Here is an 18,158-nt window from a genome sequence, read left to right as displayed (position 1 = left end):
AGAGGAACACATGAAACATCAGCCATCAGCCAACGCTTGCCAGCACCTGGGTCTGGCCTCAAGCAAAGTAGGCGAAGTCATGATCTGCCCGGAATGCGGGGTAGTTCACCTGTCTTTGAACCATGTATCCCTGCGCTTTGATGTCGAGGGCTTCCGTGTCCTCGCCTATATGCTGGCAGAAGCGCAGTTGAACATAGAAAGCTATGAAGCCCGCCTGCCCAAAACCCCGGAAGCGCCTCACGTCACCGGCTTTGAAATAGCACCGGGTAAAAAAATGCATTAAGCAAATCATCAAGCAAGTTTATGCAACATCACCTGGTCAGAAGTATCAAGAGGATTACCGTATGTGTGAACATGACAAACATAGTATTGCATTAACACCAGAAGCCACGCCAGCGGGTTCACGCCGTCGCCGTATCTGGGATTTGACGCATGAATGCCATTGCCCCGTCATCGGTGTCTGCATACCACTGACGACCTTGCGACGCATCGTCAACAAGGCCATGAATGGCCAGGCCATTGCCGAAGACTATGAAATCCATGTCGGCGCAATCTCTGAATGTGGTCGCCGCAACCGCCTCTCAGAAGCCATACAGCAAGAGCTGGAACAGCGCTATGCCCGCACCATACAAGAGTTTCGTGCAGCCAAAACAGTAGAAGCCGTCACCCGCCTGTGGCTGGCCGCCATCGACAAGGGTGATGTTGCCGGCGCATTCTGGGCCGCACTGACACACCCGCGTTGCGACGCTGACCTGCAAGATGGCTTATGCCGCGATATGCACATGCTGCAGCACCAGGCTGGTGCCAGCGTGCGTATAGACATAAACCGCTTCAATGCACTGCTAGAACAAAACAAATTACTGACCCGTGAACTCGGTCGCGTGCAGGAAAGGCATAACCGCGCCCTGGCAGAAAAAACCCGCGAAATCGAAAAGCAAAACACCCAGTTGATACAACTGCGTGCAGAAAACATAGGCAAGGACAGTAGCATCCATTTCCTCAGTTGCGACATCGCCGCCCTCAAGGCAGAAGTGCCTGAGTTGGAAACCCGCCAGCGCCTGCTCAAGAAAATCGAACAAATGGCTGAGCGCCAGGCTGAAACAGAAAACCAGGTGCGCGAGCTAAAGCAAAAACTGGCAGAAGCGACCAAAACCGCCGCCGACATGCATGAACAGGCAACCGAGCAAAGCAGGCAGCCGCCAGAAGAAAAAGTCTACCCCATCACCCTGCACCTGAAGCAAAAAACCGTGCTGTGTGTAGGTGGTCGCAGCGGCAATGTACCCACCTACCGCGACCTCATAGAACGTATAGGCGGCCGCTTCGCCCACCATGACGGCGGCCTCGAAGACAACCAGAGCCTGCTCGACGCCAGCCTGGCCGCCGCCGACCTCGTCATCTGCCAGACAGGCTGCATCAGCCACACCGCCTACTGGCGCGTCAAGGATTTCTGCAAACGCACAGGCAAACGCTGCGTCTTCGTAGAAAACCCCAGCGTCTCATCGCTGGCACGCGGGCTGGAAAAATTCTCAGAAGATGAAGCCGCAAATACAGAAATGGCCAGTCAATAAAATACGCCCCCCCTTCTGTAGGAGCGGCTTCAGTCGCGAACAGCAATTGCAGCAAAGCCAGTACCACACATGGCCCATGCAACAATGCATTCGCGGCTAAAGCCACTCCTGCGAATAGCCAACACCAACAATAATGAGCACCTCACTTCAGTACATCTAACGCATTCACGATATCCACCCCCTGCATTTGTCCCAGCCAACTGTCAAACCAGGGTTTGTGGGAGACACCTACGACAGACAAAACGCGGGCACCAGGACGCTCGCGGAAAGTTTCACGAATATTGGCGACCATGCGCAGGTTGCGAATCTCCCACCCGGCTACCCATATCTGCGGATAGCCTTCTGCTGACTTGGCGCGCATCGCAGGGATCACATTGGCTTCGGCATAAATGCGCAAACCTTCAGGTTCACTGATATATCGGTATAAGGGCAAAAGATCTGATGCTTGCGACAGTTCCTCCTGGCGTTTTCTTCGTACATTCATAGCCGCATTGCCTGCTGCCCATGCCGACTCTATGGAACGTACAAAGGCTTTGATGTCTGGCACATCAATACGGTCACCAGTATGATTATCCACCGCATGAACACGCTGCAAACCCAGACGTGCGGCCAGGCGGGCAGCGATCTGATAGTTTTCGTCCTTGCGCTTTCCGGTCTGCATGAGTTTATCCACCAACACCTCATTCAAACCATCGCCTGCGTGTCGCTCAGCTTCTGGCAATTGCAACCATTGCACATAGGCAGACGCCGTGTCATACGATGCCATGAACAAGGCAGCCAGACGACGACGCTGCGCCGCCGTTACCATTGATTGTTGCGGCCACGCCTTGAGCATCTTGTCTGCTTCGGCCATCGCCGCTGGTGCATCCAGTCCGGTAGCCAGCCTGGCCACTTCGACTGATGCGCAATAGTCGGCACCGTACCTGGCAACATGACGGGCAACCATATCGCACTCTTCACCAGACTCAGTTTCTATCGTAATAATCTCTGGTTTGAATTTCGCCAGCTTATCGAGCACACCGTCCAGCGATGCAGGATTAAAACTGGCTGGCACGCTTCTCAAATGCACCGTCCCCAACACCAGCACTTGCGCACTAGGCCCGGTCATATCACGATCCAGCACAGTCAGATCAATCTGCGCCTGCGCCAGAATCGGCATCACTGCACCTGCAAAAAAAATCCGTTTTACCCATTGCTTCATGTCATGCCCTCAGAGAAATCAATCTCGCGAATGTAGGGGATAGCGTATGGATAAACAAGAAGAATGGGACAGGATGCAGTTACATTAGTCTGGAATGCAAAAACTACAGAACAAGACGTAGTGCTAAAAACATCCAACCATACGGACATCAGAACTGTCACTCAATCGCAGCGCATTCAAATCAGTTCTATACTCTGCAAATTCAAATAACTACTCTCCCGTATCGTCGTCACAAAATCGCTGAGATAAGCCTTGGCAGACAAATCCGGGAGGCAGGCGGCATACAATCTGCCAGTCAAACCATCTTTAGTAATGCGCTTGGGCAGTACATAATCGCGGTTCACATAATTTTGTGCTGCCCACACTGGCAAGGTGGCAATGCCGCGCTTGCTGGCGACCAGTTGCAACATCGCGACTGTCAGTTCAGTCGTGCGCCTGGCAGTATCCACGCCTGCCGGTTTCAGGACCTGACGCACCACGTCCAGCATTTCGTCGGGCACAGGATAGGTGATCAGGGTATCCGTCGCAAAGTCTTGCGCCACCAGATAATCACGTTTGGCCAGCGCATGGTCCTTGGCAATCAAAGCGACAATCTCAAAACGGAACAAGGGATGATAAGCCACGCTTTCATCCGCATCCATTTCCGACACGATAGCCACGTCAGCTTTATGGCTGTACAGCAGCCCCACAGGGTCAGCCTGGAAGCCGGAAACAATATCCAACTCCACCTCAGGCCAGCGCCGGCGGAACAAGTCCATGGCAGGCATGAGCCAGTCAAAACAGGTATGGCATTCCACAGCAATACGCAACTGCCCCGCTACACCCTGCGCCAGACGTGCCAGATCGCGCTCACAATTGGCTACTTGTGGCAAGACGCTGTCGGCCAGTTGCAGCAGGCGCTCGCCCGCTGGCGTGAAGCGTATAGGCGTGGTCTTGCGCTCGAACAGTGGCGTGCCATGATGTTCTTCCAGCAACTTGATCTGGTGTGACAGGGCAGACTGGGTGACATTCAGCAAGACCGCTGCCCGCAATAAATTGCCGGATTCACGCAGGGCATGCAGGGTTTTCAGGTGGCGTAGCTCTAGGATCGATTGCATTATGAATGAAATTCAAGTTAATTCTTAAAATATGTCGTTTGAATCATAATCAATTCTAACCGATCATACTAAAACCTGTAGGACTTACGCGAAATTGTCCCAGCAAGGCGTCAGCGACGGAGACAGTACTTTAGTACGGCTAGGAGCTGCAACGCAGTTGGGGCGGTTTTGCGTAAGTCCTACCTATGATTGGAGAATAACAAATGACTATCGCCCACACCCTTGGCTTCCCCCGCATTGGCGCACAAAGAGAATTGAAATTTGCACAAGAATCCTTCTGGCGCGGCGACATCACCGAAGCCACCCTGCGTGAAACCGGCAGCGACCTGCGCACCCGCCATTGGGGTTTGCAAAAGCAGGCAGGCCTGGATTTCGTCAGCGTTGGCGACTTTGCCTGGTATGACCAAGTCTTGAACACGCTGGCCCTGCTGGGTGCCCTGCCCCGCCGTTTTGGCTTTGATGCCAAACAACTGACGCTGGCAGACTACTACGTCGCCGCCCGTGGCACCCCCCAGCATTTTGCGATGGAAATGACCAAATGGTTTGACACCAACTACCATTACCTCGTACCAGAATGGACGGCAGACAGCAGCTTTGATGGCGGCACAGACTGGCTGTTTGAAGAACTGGCACAAGCCCAGTCCTTGGGCCATGCAAGCAAAGCCACCTTGATCGGCCCCCTGACCTTGCTCTACCTCGGCAAAATCAAGAGTGGCCTGACACATAAACTGGATTTGCTGCCCAGGATCATCCCCGCCTATCAGCGTCTGCTGGCACGCCTGCAAGAACAAGGGGTGGAATGGGTACAGATAGACGAACCTATCCTGGCCCTAGATCTCGACAACGCCTGGCTGGATGCCTTTATACTGTCCTACAATGCCCTGGCGCAAAATACGCCCAAGGTTTTGTTATCGACTTATTTTGAATCAGTACAAGACCGCGCTACCCTGTTGCATGCCCTGCCCATCGCTGGCCTGCACCTGGATCTGGTACGCGCACCGCAACAATTGACCACCCTGCTGGCCAACTGGCCGCAAGGCCGCGTCTTGTCTGCCGGCGTCATTGATGGCCGCAATATCTGGCGTGCCGACCTGAGCAGCTTGCTCACCGACTTGCAAGCTGCCCATACACAACTCGGCGACAACTTGTGGCTAGCCCCGAGCTGCTCCTTGCTGCACGTACCTGTCGACCTCGCCACAGAAACCGCGCTCGATGCAGAGACCCTGAGCTGGCTGGCTTTCGCCACACAAAAACTTGATGAAGTCGTCGCCCTGAAACAAGCACTGAATGGCAATGCAAATAAAGTCGCGCATCAATTCACAGCCGCCGACCAGGCCATCGCCAGCCGCCGCAAATCGGTACGCATCCACAACCCCATCGTACAAAAACGCCTGGCCGCCATCACCGAGCAGGATGTCACCCGCCACAATACATTCAAGCAGCGCATAGGCCAGCAGCAACAACGCTTCGCCCTGCCACTGTTCCCCACGACCAGCATAGGTTCCTTCCCACAAACCAAAACAATACGCCAGGCCCGCGCCACCTATAAGCGTGGAGACTTGTCGCACCTCGAATACCTTGAAGCCATGCGCGCAGAAATCCGTCTCGTCGTCGAGCAGCAAGAAAAGCTCGACATCGACGTATTGGTCCATGGCGAACCAGAACGCAATGACATGGTCGAATATTTTGGCGAACAACTCTGGGGCTATGGCTTCACCCTGAATGGCTGGGTGCAAAGTTATGGTTCACGTTGCGTCAAACCGCCCTTCATCTATGGCGACGTGTACAGGCCAGAAGCCATGACTGTCAGCTGGAGCGAATACGCCCAGAGCCTCACCAGCAAACCCATGAAAGGCATGCTCACCGGCCCCGTCACCATGCTGCAATGGTCTTTCGTGCGCGACGACCAGCCACGCTCCACCACCGCCCTGCAAATCGCCCTGGCCCTGCGTGATGAAGTTGCCGACCTCGAAAAAGCCGGCATAGGCATGATACAAATCGATGAACCCGCCTTCCGCGAAGGCCTGCCATTGAAACAGCAAGATTGGTCCACTTACCTCGACTGGGCAGTACGCGCTTTTAAATTGAGTTCTGCCGTCGTCAGGGATGATACGCAAATCCATACCCACATGTGCTATTCAGAATTCAACGACATCCTGCCCTGGATCGCCGCCATGGATGCCGACGTCATCACCATAGAAACCTCGCGCTCGGACATGGAATTGCTCGACGGCTTCGGCGAATTCGCCTACCCCAACGACATCGGCCCTGGCGTCTACGACATCCACTCGCCACGCGTACCCAAAGTCAGCGAAATGCAAAGGCTGCTACAAAAAGCCCGCAGCGTACTCCCCGACGCCCGCCTCTGGGTCAACCCTGACTGCGGCCTGAAAACCCGCGACTGGCCAGAGACGATAGCTGCGCTGGAAAACATGGTGCAGGCGGCCAAGTTGCTGCGAGCGACTGTGGCAGTGGATGATGAGGAGCATCAGGGTTGTTGTTGATAAGGCTGCCAGCCATGTTAAAACTGGTATTTCTTGATGCACCTCAATTGACAATGCTGGCAACCATGCCATATTGAAAGCTGGCATAGGCGCTATGCCCGTACAGCGTTTCATATTGGCTTATATGGACCACATCCTTGCACGGCTTGCCAGCGATAGTTTTTATCACTTATCCCATACGTCCCTGACAGGCAGTCGTTGTCAGGGGCTGGCCTGCTTTGCCGCGAAGCGGCAAGACCCGGCGGGATGGGAACTTGCATGCCATAGCAGTCCCACTGTGTATTGCCTGGGCCAGTGCTATCGTGGCCCGGCACGGCAAGGTGAAGATGCACTTCCCCATATTGCCAGCCATGCCCGCGCATCAGTCTTGCTAGGTAATGTCGCCAGAGCAGCGGTGCTTGATCTGGACGAGTATTGCAGTACAGGTGGCGGACAGGCATTGCGCCAGGTCTTGCACATGGATAGCGCCGCAGTCATACAGCAGATTACTACTTCAGGCTTGCGTGGCCGTGGTGGTGCCGCCTTTTCTACTGGCCTGAAATGGCAATCGCTGGCAGAGCAAGAAGCTGACTGCAAATACCTCGTCGCCAATGCTGATGAAGGTGATCCCGGCAGCTTCAGCGACCGCCTGCTGATGGAAAGAGACCCCTACCGCCTGATAGAAGCCATGCTCATTGCTGGCGTCACCGTTGGCGCCAGCCTCGGTTACATCTACCTGCGTCGTGAATACGAGCAAGCAGCAAGCATCTTGCAGTCGGCAATAGCACAGGCGCGGGCGGAGGGCTGGCTGGGCCAGCATGTACTCGGCAGTGCACATGCGTTTGACATCAGTCTTGTCATCGGCAAAGGCAGTTACCTGTGCGGTGAAGAAACCGCCATGCTCAATGCCATCGAAGACAGGCGACCAGAAGCCAGATTGCGCCCACCGCAAATCACCGAACTGGGTTTATACAACAAACCCACGCTGGTTAATAATGTCGAAACCCTGTGCGCCATACCCTGGATCATCGCCCATGGTGCTGCCGCATATGCAGCTTTGGGTACGCCAGAAAGCCCGGGCACCAAGCTCTTGTCACTCAACTCCGTCTTCAAGCGGCCTGGCCTGTATGAAGTCGAATTTGGCATCAGCCTGCGTGATATCGTCGACAAGCTCGGCCTGGGCCTGCAGCAAGGCCAGCTCAAGGGCCTGATGATAGGCGGCCCACTGGCGGGCTTGATACCGTCGCAATTGCTTGATACCCCGCTCGCCTATCAAAGCCTGCAGCAAATTGGCGGCGCGGTCGGCCATGGCGGCGTCATCGCCTTTGATGACAGTTGCAGCGTTGCTGAACTGGTGGCGCAAGTATTTCGCTTTGGCGCATTTGAATCCTGCGGTAAATGCACGCCCTGCCATCACGGCGCAGCAGAAATCACCAGCCACTTTGACGACATACTGCAAGGTGGACACTGGAATGCAAGTCGCTGGCAAGCCCTGGTAACAGCCCTTGCCGACGCCAGCCTGTGCGGCCACGGGCGCGGTCTGGCAGAATTTGCCCAGTCAATTCAACGCCACTACCATGCGGAGTTGCAGACATGCTTCACATCAGCATAAATGGCCAGGCATGCACAGTGGCAGAAGGCAGCAGCCTCTTGCAAGCCTTGCGCAATCATGGTTGCCAGCCACCTCACCCCTGCCATGACGACAGACTCAAACCCATAGGTGCATGCAGGCTATGCCTGGTCGAAGTCGAAGGGCAAGCCCGCCCCGTCCCCAGTTGTGCCACCGCAGTCACTGATGGCATGGTCGTGCATACAGCGACAGCACACCTGCAATCGCTGTTGCATACCAACCTGTCGCTACTGGCGGATAGCTATCCTGCCACGGCAGTGAGCGAACAGGCTGAACACCCCTTTCATCAATTGCTGAAGCAAAACAGCGTAAGCGCCGGCAGCGAGCATCATGCCCCGATTTTCAAGGATGACAGCCATCCCTATCTGGGCATAGCGATGGAGAGATGTATCAATTGCCAGCGCTGCGTGCGTATCTGTGATGAAGTACAGGGACAATTTGTCTGGAAAGTCTGGGGCAAAGGCGAGCAAACCCATATCGCCCCGGCAGATGGCAAAAGCCTGCTCAGCAGCGGCTGCGTCTCTTGCGGTGCCTGCGCCGACACCTGCCCCACCGGTGCAATTTTTGACAAACGCAGTACAGGGCCAGTCGATCATTGGACCAAAACCACCTGTGTGTATTGCGGCGTCGGTTGCCAGATGGAAGTCGCCAGCCACGACAACTTTGTTGTCGCCATCAAACCGGCAAACAGCCCTGTCAATCATGGCCACCTGTGCGTCAAGGGGCGCTATGCCTACGACTTTACCCATTCACCAGAACGCGTCACGCTACCCATGCTGCGCAGGGGCAGTGACTGGTATACGGTTTCATGGGAAGAAGCGCTGGACTTCACCGCCAGCCGCCTGCAAGAACTGCGCAACAAGTACGACGCAGACAGTCTGGGCGTATTGGGCTCAGCCCGCGCCACCAATGAAGAAAACTACCTCGCACAAAAATTCGCCCGCGTGGTGCTGGGCACCAACAATGTCGATTGCTGCGCCCGGGTTTGCCATCAGCCGTCTGCCAAAGCCCTGAAGACCATGCTGGGCACGGGTGCGGCGACCAATTCATTTGATGACATAGAACACAGCAGCCTGTTCATGCTATGCGGTTGCAACCCGACAGAAAACCACCCCATCGTCGGCGCACGCATTAAGCAAGCGGTGCGCGCCGGGGCTGGCCTCATCGTCATCGATCCGCGCCGTACCGAGCTGGCAGCCTGTGCCGATATACATCTTGCTCTGCGCCCTGGTACCAACGTGCTGCTGTTCAATGCCATGGCCGCCACCCTGCTGGAAGAGGGTTTGCAGGATGATGATTACATCGCCAGGCGCGTTGATGGCCTGCCAGACTTCCGCAGTTTCATCACTGCCTACTCTCCGGAACAGGTCGCCAGCCAATGCGGTGTCAAGGCAGACGACATACGCCGCGCTGCCCGCATGTATGCGCATGCCAAACCCGCCATGTGTTTTCATGGCCTGGGCATGACAGAACACCTGCAAGGCACGCAAGGCATCATGAGCCTGATCAACCTCGCCCTGCTGACTGGCAACCTGGGCAAGCGCGGCAGCGGCATCAACCCCTTGCGCGGGCAAAACAATGTCCAGGGTTCAGCCCAGATGGGATGCGAACCTGCCTCGCTGACAGGCGCGCAAAACCTGGCCGATGCCAAAGTACGCGCCAACTTCGAGCAAGCCTGGAGCACCACCCTGCCAACAAGTGCAGGGCTGGATTTACCTGCCATGCTGGCTGCCGCCAGCATGGGCAAGTTCAAGGCCATGTGGGTCATGGGCTATGACATCGCCATGTCCATGCCCAATACCATTCAAACCCTGGCAGCACTGGCGCAACTGGAACTCGTCATCGTGCAAGACCTCTTCCTTAACGAAACCGCCAAGGCGGCGGGCCACGTCTTCTTTCCTGCTGCCAGTGTGTTTGAAAAAGACGGCAGTTTCATGAATGCCGACCGCCGTGTACAAAGAGTCAGGCAAGTCATCAACAGCCCCGGTGAGGCAAAACCAGACTGGCAGATCATCACAGAACTGGCCAGGCACATGGGCCATGAACAGGGCTTCACATTCGATGACCCGCAAACCATCTGGGACGAAGTGCGCAGCGTCTGGCCCGCCAGCGCCGGTCTCAGCTACCAGCGCCTGCAAAACGAAAGCCTGCAATGGCCCTGCCCCGCTAGCCCCGATGACAATCATCCCGGCACCGCCATCCTGCACCAGCAAGGCTTTGGTGTCGGCCCCAAAGCAAGCCTGGCCTGCATCGCCTATCAGCCCACGGCAGAAGTCTGCGATGATGACTACCCCCTGCTACTGACAACCGGGCGCGAGCTATATCACTTCAATGCAGGCACCATGACTTACCGTACCCCCAACGCGCAACTCAAACCCACCGACACCCTGGACATCTCCCCCGCCGATGCAAAGTATTTGAATCTTTCAGAAGGCCAGCAAGCCCAGGTCTGCAGCCGCTATGGCACAGCCACCTTGCCAGTGCACATCACAGACAAGATGCAGGACGGCCAGTTGTTTTGCAGCTTCCACCGCGCAGACCTGAACGTCAATGCGCTGACTTCGCCTTATTGCGACAACCTGGTGCATGCGCCGGAATATAAGGTCACGGCGGTGAAGGTGAAGCGGGTGAGCGGGGAATAGATGCTGGATTTTTTTGCACATCAGCTGAACATGATGGCCGTCTTGTGCTCCAGGTTCAGGCGTGCACACTCAAACATGATTAGCCAGGTTTCAAGCTCACGGTAACAGCCCTCCTCCAGTTCGCCCAGCTCAGCGACGTTACAGCGCGCGCCACGGATGCTGGCAAAGTCTTTTATCCGAGGCATCAATGCTAAAAATAAACTTCCCTCTGATCATTTCCGAAATGTAAAACTTTTAGCCGAATTGCACGAATCAACCTGCTCAGCAGTAGCATACTTCTCTAAAATGAACTAAGCTGATCTCATCATATCTGCGTCAGAAGGAAATGCTATGTCCCGACATGCTCATGCCATCTTGATTTCAGTTCTACTTACCTTCAATACAGCCGCCTTGGCACAGACTGCCACGAAAGCTGATGCCATTGCACTCGTCGACAAAGCCGTAGCGACCATCCAGAAAAAAGGCATTACCGAAGCCTGCAAGGATTTTGCTGATCCCAAGGGAGGCTTCATTCAAGGCGATCTTTATATATTTGTCCAGGACATGAAGATGACCATGATTTGTCATGCCGTGACCCCCAAGATGAATGGTAAAGACATGGCAGAAATGAAGGATGCGAACGGGAAAGCCTTTGTGCAAGAAATGAGGGACGTTGCGCAGTCAAAGAAACCAGGATGGGTTGACTATGTCTGGGTCAATCCCACGACCAAAGCCCTGGAAAACAAAACATCCTATATCCGCCTGGCTGAAGGTCAATATACGGTGGGTGCAGGAATTTACAAACCCAAATAAGTACAGCACATACCAGAAACGACCGGGCCAGCACCAGCCAGTTGCAGCATGATTGTTTGCAGAAATGTTTGCGAGGTTTCAACACCGTAGCAATGCTGTATTGCTGAAAAGCGCAGATCACACAAGGTCGGCGAAGTACTGAAGTCAGATCCCCCGCAGCGATGCAAATGGCACTGCATAGACGTGGGTCATTGAAGCCATTGAAACAAGCCTGACCTAGCCATACCATAAAACGCTCCAGTGGGAGCAGCTTTGGCGGCGAACAGACTGTACCCGTAACACCTACGACGGATAACTCATGTAACATAATGCTCGAAGCTAAAACCACTCCTTTCAACAACGCAATCACTCTACGATGAGTGAGTAATGCAGTGCAATTCATCCAACGATTGTAATGAGTCCATTCTGGATAATGCTGAGTGTCCGATTTCAATTTATATGGAAAAATCGGTGATGACTTTACCGTTTGTGCGCATTGGAGATGCGGAATGGAAACTGAACGACACTTTGGATTTGCAACGCCGAAGTTGGTTGCTTGACAGTCCGCCATACGATCAATTAGTACACAATATTCTACTTGGACTTTCTGGCCTAGGTGTTAAACGCGAGCAATCGACGGAAAAGCCAGGTTACTACCGCGCAGTAGTTACGCTTCATGTTGACGCAGCAGCGCTAGATCAGTTTCATAGCTCAGCAAGTGGTTATCGTGCCCAATACTACGAGAATCCTGCTGTTGGAAGCAAAGCAAATCGATTTGCCTTAGATATCCTTTTGCCGCGAGTAAGACAATTGGCTGCTGACCGCAACAAACGAACTTGCCCCGCGTCATGGGTGGCGCAGTCTCTTCAAGACAGTGATGCCAAACTCTGGATACACCAAGGGCTGTGGCTCCGTCAAGCACGCAAATCAGACATGAATCTACTGATTCCCCGTTGGCTGATTGCCAGTCAACAAGACCAGGATAAAGAGCGTCGAAAACTGGCCAAGTGGTCAATGCTCATGCCTGCCAATGAGACTCGACTTGAATTAATGGGGGGCTTTTTGTCGCTTGAAGGTATTGCACTTGGAACACTCAAGCCTGATCGCGGAAATAAAATTAATGAACTTGGGTTCACCTGAATCCAATGTGTTCAAGGCGAGCCCCAAAACACGAGCCATTACACGTAGGGGGTGCCACACACCTACATGGTTCACCTTCGCAACGAATGTTTCCCACTCTGTGCATCAGGCGCCACCGCATGACTGACGTTTTTTCGCAAGAGTTGCCATACAATGATGCAGCCTACCACTGAGTTCTTGCTACTAAACAACAATCGACTTTAAGCCCCTCCTCCTTCTTGAATTTTTTTCACCAATTAACGTTTACGTTAACGTCAATTCTTGTGCTATTCTAAAAATAACAGGTGCACATCCCAATCTCTTGGGCTGTGTTAAACGGGAAAGTGGTCGTCCTGATCGCTGTCACTGCCAAGTGACGGTAGCTATCAAGACCTAAAAACGTATTTACGCTCGCGCTTAAGATAGTAAATATGTTTCAAGCCCCTGCTGCCTCCGCAACGGTAGGCAAGTGCGGTTACATCATCCACGCCACTGGTCATGCATGACTGGGAAGGCGATGTAACAAGACTTGCAAGCCCGGATACCGGCCTGTTGATCGCTGAGAAAAACATTGCGGAAGGCGGTGTTTGGGATATTGCATGGCACGCCTGATGGCGGGCGGGTGCTTGTCTTCAACATTGCTCTTACTGTTTTTCCCAAGGTCTGGTCACGTACGGAAGGTGCGTGGCGAGTGTGCGTCCACACGGCGCATGCTCATGGTCAGGATCGTTGCTGCGGCAGGTTTCTGCTTGCAGTAGTCATCCTGTTTTCAGGCATCAGTGCGGCTGTTGTTGCGGGTCAAACCCGCCGTCTGTCCGTGCGCAATCAGGAAGGTTCAGGAAAATATCATGGCTATTCTTACCCAGGCTCCCAACGTCAAGCTGCTCATCAACGGCGAATTGATAGACTCCAAATCCACGCAATGGCGCAATGTGATCAACCCGGCCACGCAACAGGTGCTGGCCCATGTTCCCTTCGCCACGCCAGAAGAGATGCAGGCCGCGGTCGATGCTGCCAAGGCTGCTTTCAAGACCTGGCGCAAGACAGCGATAGGCACACGCGCCCGTATCTTTTTGAAATACCAGCAACTGATACGTGAAAACATGGCCGAGCTGGCTGCATTGCTGACAGCCGAACAGGGCAAGACACTGGCAGATGCTGAAGGCGATATCTTCCGCGGCCTGGAAGTAGTCGAGCATGCCGCCAATATCGGCAACCTGCAAATGGGCGAAATCGCCAACAACGTTGCCAGCGGTGTCGATACCTATACCCTGAACCAGCCGCTGGGCGTCTGCGCTGGCATCACGCCTTTCAACTTCCCGGCCATGATCCCGCTGTGGATGTTCCCTATGGCGATTGCCTGCGGCAATACCTTCATCCTGAAACCGTCCGAGCAAGACCCCATGGTCACCATGCGCCTGGCTGAACTTGCCATGCAGGCTGGCGTGCCGCCTGGCGTGCTGAATGTGGTGCATGGTGGTGAAGACATCGTCAATGCGATTTGCGATCACCCTGATATCAAGGCCGTGTCCTTCGTAGGCTCCACCCGCGTAGGCACGCATGTCTATAACCGCGCGACGCTGGCGGGCAAGCGTGCGCAGTGCATGATGGGTGCCAAGAACCACGCCATCGTCCTGCCAGATGCAAATAAAGAACAAACCTTGAACAACCTCGCCGGTGCTGCCTTTGGTGCGGCTGGCCAGCGTTGCATGGCATTGTCCGTGGTGATACTGGTTGGTGAAGCCAACCAGTGGGTGCCAGACTTGCTGGACCGCGCACGCAGCCTCAAGATCAATGCCGGTGCTGAAGCCAATACCGACATAGGCCCGGTCATTTCATGCACCGCCAAAGAGCGTGTAGAAAGCCTGATCGCCCAGGGTATTGCTGAAGGTGCGACGCTGCTGCTGGATGGCCGCGCACCGCAAGTGCCAGGCTATGAGCATGGCAACTTCGTCGGCCCTACAGTCTTCACTGGCGTCAAGCCCGGCATGCGTGTGTATGAAGAAGAAATCTTTGGCCCCGTGCTGTGCATCATGCAGGCCGATACTTTGGCTGATGCTATCGCCATCATCAATGCCAATCCTAACGGCAATGGCACCGCACTGTTCACCCAGTCTGGCGCTGCGGCTCGTACCTTTGAAGAAGATATCGACGTAGGCCAGATCGGTATCAATGTGCCTATCCCTGTGCCTGTGCCGCTGTTCTCATTTACTGGCTCACGTGCATCCAAGCTCGGTGATCTGGGGCCTTATGGCAAGCAGGTCATACAGTTCTACACCCAGACCAAGACCATCACGGCACGCTGGTTTGATGACAGTGTCAGTGCTGGCAAGGTGAATACCACCATCTCGCTCAAGTAAGCGGAGGCCATCATGGACTTCGAATTGAACGAAGACCAGCGCGCCTACCAGCAATCTGCCCGCAGCTTCGCCGCCCATGAAATGACGGCGCAAGCTGCGCATTGGGATGCCACTTCCCACTTCCCGCTGGACGTCATCGCCCATGCCGGGGAGCTGGGATTTTGCGGGCTGTATGTGCCAGAAGAACTGGGCGGGCTGGGGCTGACGCGGCTGGATGCAGCCATCATTTTTGAAGAGCTGGCACGCGCCTGCCCTTCGACCACGGCTTATATCACGATACACAATATGGCGAGCTGGATGATCGCCAACTGGGGCACGCCAGAAGTGCAGCAGGAATGGGTGCCCAGGCTGGCCGCAGGCAAGAAACTGGCTTCATATTGCCTGACCGAAGCTGGCTCAGGCTCTGACGCGGCCTCACTGCGCACCAGCGCCCGTCTCGATGGCGACAGCTATATCCTCGATGGCAGCAAGGCCTTTATCTCGGGCGCAGGTGCTACCAATATGCTGGTCGTCATGGCGCGCACAGGTGGCGATGGTGCTGGCGGTATCTCGGCCTTTGCGGTTCCGGCAGATTTGCCCGGCATCAGCTATGGCAAGAAAGAAGACAAGATGGGCTGGAACAGCCAGCCCACCCGTACCGTGAATTTTGACCAGGTAAGCATACCGCGCAGCCACTTGCTGGGTGAAGAAGGCGAAGGCTTTCGCATTGCCATGCGTGGTCTGGATGGTGGCCGCATCAATATCGCCACCTGCTCTATCGGTGCGGCGCAATCGGCACTCAACAGCGCGCAAGCCTATATGAATGAGCGCATGCAGTTCCAGAAAAAACTGTCTGATTTCCAGGTGTTGCAATTCAAGCTGGCCGACATGCAAACCGAGCTGGTGGCTGCCCGCCAGATGGTACGTCTTGCCGCCAGCAAGCTCGACAGCAAGGCTGACAATGCCTCAGTGTATTGCGCCATGGCCAAGCGCCTGGCGACCGACACCGGCTTTGCCGTCTGCAATGAAGCCCTGCAAATCCACGGCGGTTACGGCTATATACGCGAATACCCGCTGGAGCGTTTCCTGCGTGATGTCAGGGTGCACCAGATACTCGAAGGCACGAATGAAATCATGCGCGTCATCGTTGCCCGTCACATGCTAAACCAACCTGCAAGCGAGGAATTTTTATGAGCAAGTATAGTAATTACACCAATCTGCAATGCGAAATCATCGGCCACACTGCCCTGGTGACCCTGGCCAATCCGCCCGCCAATACCTGGACTGCTGCGGGTTTGCAGGCATTGACGCAACTCGTCAATGACCTCAATGCCGATGCAGATATCTATAGCCTCGTCATCACAGGCTCAGGCCAGAAATTCTTTTCTGCCGGGGCAGACCTGAAGCTGTTTGCCGATGGCGACAAGGCCGTGGCACTGGACATGGCACGCCGCTTTGGTGAAGCATTTGAAACCCTGAGCCGCTTCCGCGGTGTTTCCATCGCTGCCATCAATGGCTATGCCATGGGTGGAGGCCTGGAATGCGCATTGGCCTGCGATTTGCGCATTGCCGAAACCCAGGCGCAGATGGCCTTGCCAGAAGCTGCAGTCGGCTTGCTGCCCTGCGCTGGCGGCACGCAAAATCTTGCCTGGCTGGTCGGTGAAGGCTGGGCCAAGCGTCTGATACTGTGCGGCGAACGTATCGATGCTGCCACTGCCCTGCGCATAGGCCTGGTAGAAGAAGTCGTCGCCACTGGCGGCGCACTCGAACACGCAATGGCGCTGGCCAAACAGGTAGGCAAGCAAAGCCCCAGCAGCGTCAAGGCATGCAAACAACTGATACAGGGCGCACGCCAGCAACCGATGAACACTGTGTTGCCACAAGAACGCGAAGCCTTCCTGGCTCTGTTTGATACCGCCGATCAAAAAGAAGGCGTCACTGCCTTTTTGGAAAAACGTCCGCCAGTATGGAGGAATGCATGAGCGACGCCCCTGTCCTGTTCCACACCCTGCCTGCCGCCAATGGCATGCAGTTGGGCGTAGCCACCCTGAATGCAGAAAAAACCCTGAATGCCCTGTCCAAAGAGATGGTGCAATTACTGGGCAAGCAATTGCAAGCCTGGGACGAAGACGGCAGCATCGCCATGGTGGTCTTGCAAGCCGCTGGAGAAAAAGCTTTTTGCGCAGGCGGCGACTTGCAAAACCTGTATGCCAGCATGCGCGAACATCATGCATCCGACAAAAAAGACGACTTGCTGGGCAATTCCTATGCCCTGGATTTTTTTGAACAGGAATACCGCCTCGACTATCAAATTCATACTTACCGCAAACCCATATTATGCTGGGGCCACGGCATCGTCATGGGTGGTGGCATAGGCTTGATGGCTGGTGCCAGCCACCGCGTCGTCACAGAAAAATCCCGTCTCGCCATGCCTGAGATTGCGATTGGCCTGTTCCCCGATGTAGGCGGCACCTGGTTCCTGAACCGCATGCCGGGCAAACTGGGTTTGTTCCTGGCACTGACGGGTGCGAACATCAATGCCAGCGATGCCGTATTTGTGAAGCTGGCAGACCTGCAATTGCCACACGAAAGCAAGGCAGAACTACTGGCCCGCCTGCAAGCCTGCGAATGGAGCAGGCAGGCAGACAACAATAACCTGAGCAACCACCTGCGCCTGAGCCATATCCTGCATGAGCAGCAACGCAATGCCAACGTGGCCAGCAACGCCGGGTCTTTGCGCCAGCATTTTGACCTCATCAATCAACTGTGCAGTGCTGCTGACCTGAGCACCATCATCAGCAATATCTGCCAGCTTGATATGAGCGTAGTAAACGACGATGTGTGGCTGCAAAAAGCCGTCACCAGTCTGCAAAAAGGCAGCCCGACCTCTGCCTGGCTGGCGCACGCCTTGCAAGAAAGAGGCAAGCATTTGTCGCTGGCAGAGATCTTCCGCATGGAACTGGTGGCAGCACTCGCCTGCGCGCAGGGTCATGATTTTGCGGAAGGGATACGGGCATTGATTGTGGACAAGGATCAGAAACCGCAGTGGTTGCCTGATAGCTTGAATGCATTGCAGCCGCAAGATGGTGAGCGATATTTTGCGCGCCTTTGGGACGCAGAGCAGCATCCTTTAAGGGATTTGGGTGTGATTGAAAATACTCAAAAAAGAGCTGCGTAAGTATCAAGCCGAGGTCCGTAGGTTGGGCCGGGCCTCGCTAGGCTACGCTTCATCAGCCCAACACTCAGCCTTGCAATAACGTACGTCGCTTTTCAACCGCCCAGTGTTGGGCTGATAAACCGTAGCCCAA

Annotated in this window: 14 protein-coding genes and 1 riboswitch; of the genes, 11 read left to right on the top strand and 3 right to left on the bottom strand. The window is 54.9% G+C overall.

Features of this window, described 5'->3' with window-relative positions:
* Positions 1-10 precede the first annotated feature (10 nt).
* On the top strand, positions 11-283 hold the full coding sequence (locus tag AC3WQT_RS24360; protein WP_492707904.1) for a hypothetical protein: 273 nt from the start codon (positions 11-13) through the stop codon (positions 281-283).
* Positions 284-344: 61 nt separating this feature from the next.
* Positions 345-1,568 (top strand): DUF2325 domain-containing protein, encoded by a 1,224-nt coding sequence (locus AC3WQT_RS24355; RefSeq protein ID WP_492707903.1) that lies wholly within the window; start codon positions 345-347, stop codon positions 1,566-1,568.
* A 142-nt stretch (positions 1,569-1,710) separates the two neighbouring features.
* Here the strand turns inward: AC3WQT_RS24355 and AC3WQT_RS24350 are convergent, their stop codons facing one another.
* Complete coding sequence (locus AC3WQT_RS24350) at positions 1,711-2,769, bottom strand: DUF5694 domain-containing protein (protein WP_492707901.1); 1,059 nt, start codon at positions 2,767-2,769, stop codon at positions 1,711-1,713.
* A gap of 176 nt (positions 2,770-2,945) precedes the next feature.
* On the bottom strand, positions 2,946-3,869 hold the full coding sequence (locus AC3WQT_RS24345) for a LysR family transcriptional regulator (RefSeq protein WP_492708004.1): 924 nt from the start codon (positions 3,867-3,869) through the stop codon (positions 2,946-2,948).
* A gap of 200 nt (positions 3,870-4,069) precedes the next feature.
* Here AC3WQT_RS24345 and metE point away from each other — a divergent pair, with 200 nt between their 5' ends.
* The 3 genes from metE to fdhF all read left to right on the top strand — a co-directional run bounded on the left by metE (position 4,070) and on the right by fdhF (position 10,621).
* Positions 4,070-6,370: a 5-methyltetrahydropteroyltriglutamate--homocysteine S-methyltransferase gene (gene metE / locus AC3WQT_RS24340; RefSeq protein WP_492707899.1), complete on the top strand. Its 2,301-nt coding sequence runs from the start codon at positions 4,070-4,072 to the stop codon at positions 6,368-6,370.
* Between the two features lie 94 nt (positions 6,371-6,464).
* Entirely contained in the window at positions 6,465-7,961 is a 1,497-nt protein-coding gene (locus tag AC3WQT_RS24335) for a complex I 51 kDa subunit family protein (protein WP_492707897.1), read from the top strand.
* Positions 7,943-10,621 carry a formate dehydrogenase subunit alpha gene (gene fdhF, locus AC3WQT_RS24330; RefSeq protein WP_492707895.1) on the top strand — a complete coding sequence of 893 codons (2,679 nt, stop codon included), beginning with the start codon at positions 7,943-7,945 and terminating at the stop codon, positions 10,619-10,621. Before AC3WQT_RS24335 ends, fdhF begins: the two co-directional genes overlap by 19 nt.
* 20 nt (positions 10,622-10,641) lie before the next feature.
* Here the strand turns inward: fdhF and AC3WQT_RS24325 are convergent, their stop codons facing one another.
* Positions 10,642-10,809: a hypothetical protein gene (locus AC3WQT_RS24325; protein ID WP_492707893.1), complete on the bottom strand. Its 168-nt coding sequence runs from the start codon at positions 10,807-10,809 to the stop codon at positions 10,642-10,644.
* A 142-nt stretch (positions 10,810-10,951) separates the two neighbouring features.
* On the opposite strand from AC3WQT_RS24325, the gene AC3WQT_RS24320 reads away from it, so the two are divergent.
* From AC3WQT_RS24320 to AC3WQT_RS24295, 6 genes are all read left to right on the top strand, one after another.
* Positions 10,952-11,413 carry a cache domain-containing protein gene (locus AC3WQT_RS24320; protein ID WP_492707891.1) on the top strand — a complete coding sequence of 154 codons (462 nt, stop codon included), beginning with the start codon at positions 10,952-10,954 and terminating at the stop codon, positions 11,411-11,413.
* A 366-nt stretch (positions 11,414-11,779) separates the two neighbouring features.
* Positions 11,780-12,532 (top strand): hypothetical protein, encoded by a 753-nt coding sequence (locus AC3WQT_RS24315; protein ID WP_492707889.1) that lies wholly within the window; start codon positions 11,780-11,782, stop codon positions 12,530-12,532.
* Positions 12,533-12,797: 265 nt separating this feature from the next.
* Positions 12,798-13,078, top strand: a riboswitch (cobalamin riboswitch).
* 281 nt (positions 13,079-13,359) lie between these two features.
* Positions 13,360-14,871, top strand: a complete 1,512-nt coding sequence (locus AC3WQT_RS24310) for a CoA-acylating methylmalonate-semialdehyde dehydrogenase (RefSeq protein ID WP_492707887.1) — start codon at positions 13,360-13,362, stop codon at positions 14,869-14,871.
* A 12-nt stretch (positions 14,872-14,883) separates the two neighbouring features.
* Positions 14,884-16,044, top strand: a complete 1,161-nt coding sequence (locus AC3WQT_RS24305) for an acyl-CoA dehydrogenase family protein (RefSeq protein WP_492707886.1) — start codon at positions 14,884-14,886, stop codon at positions 16,042-16,044.
* Positions 16,041-16,832, top strand: coding sequence for an enoyl-CoA hydratase (locus AC3WQT_RS24300; RefSeq protein ID WP_492707884.1), 792 nt, complete (start codon positions 16,041-16,043; stop codon positions 16,830-16,832). The genes AC3WQT_RS24305 and AC3WQT_RS24300 overlap by 4 nt, the downstream gene beginning before the upstream one ends.
* Entirely contained in the window at positions 16,829-18,028 is a 1,200-nt protein-coding gene (locus AC3WQT_RS24295; protein WP_492707882.1) for an enoyl-CoA hydratase/isomerase family protein, read from the top strand. Before AC3WQT_RS24300 ends, AC3WQT_RS24295 begins: the two co-directional genes overlap by 4 nt.
* Positions 18,029-18,158 lie beyond the last annotated feature (130 nt).

It is taken from the genome of Undibacterium sp. FW305-107, from assembly GCF_058788535.1.
Note: the sequence above shows the minus strand (reverse complement) of the source record. Positions and strands in the feature narration are given on the sequence as shown.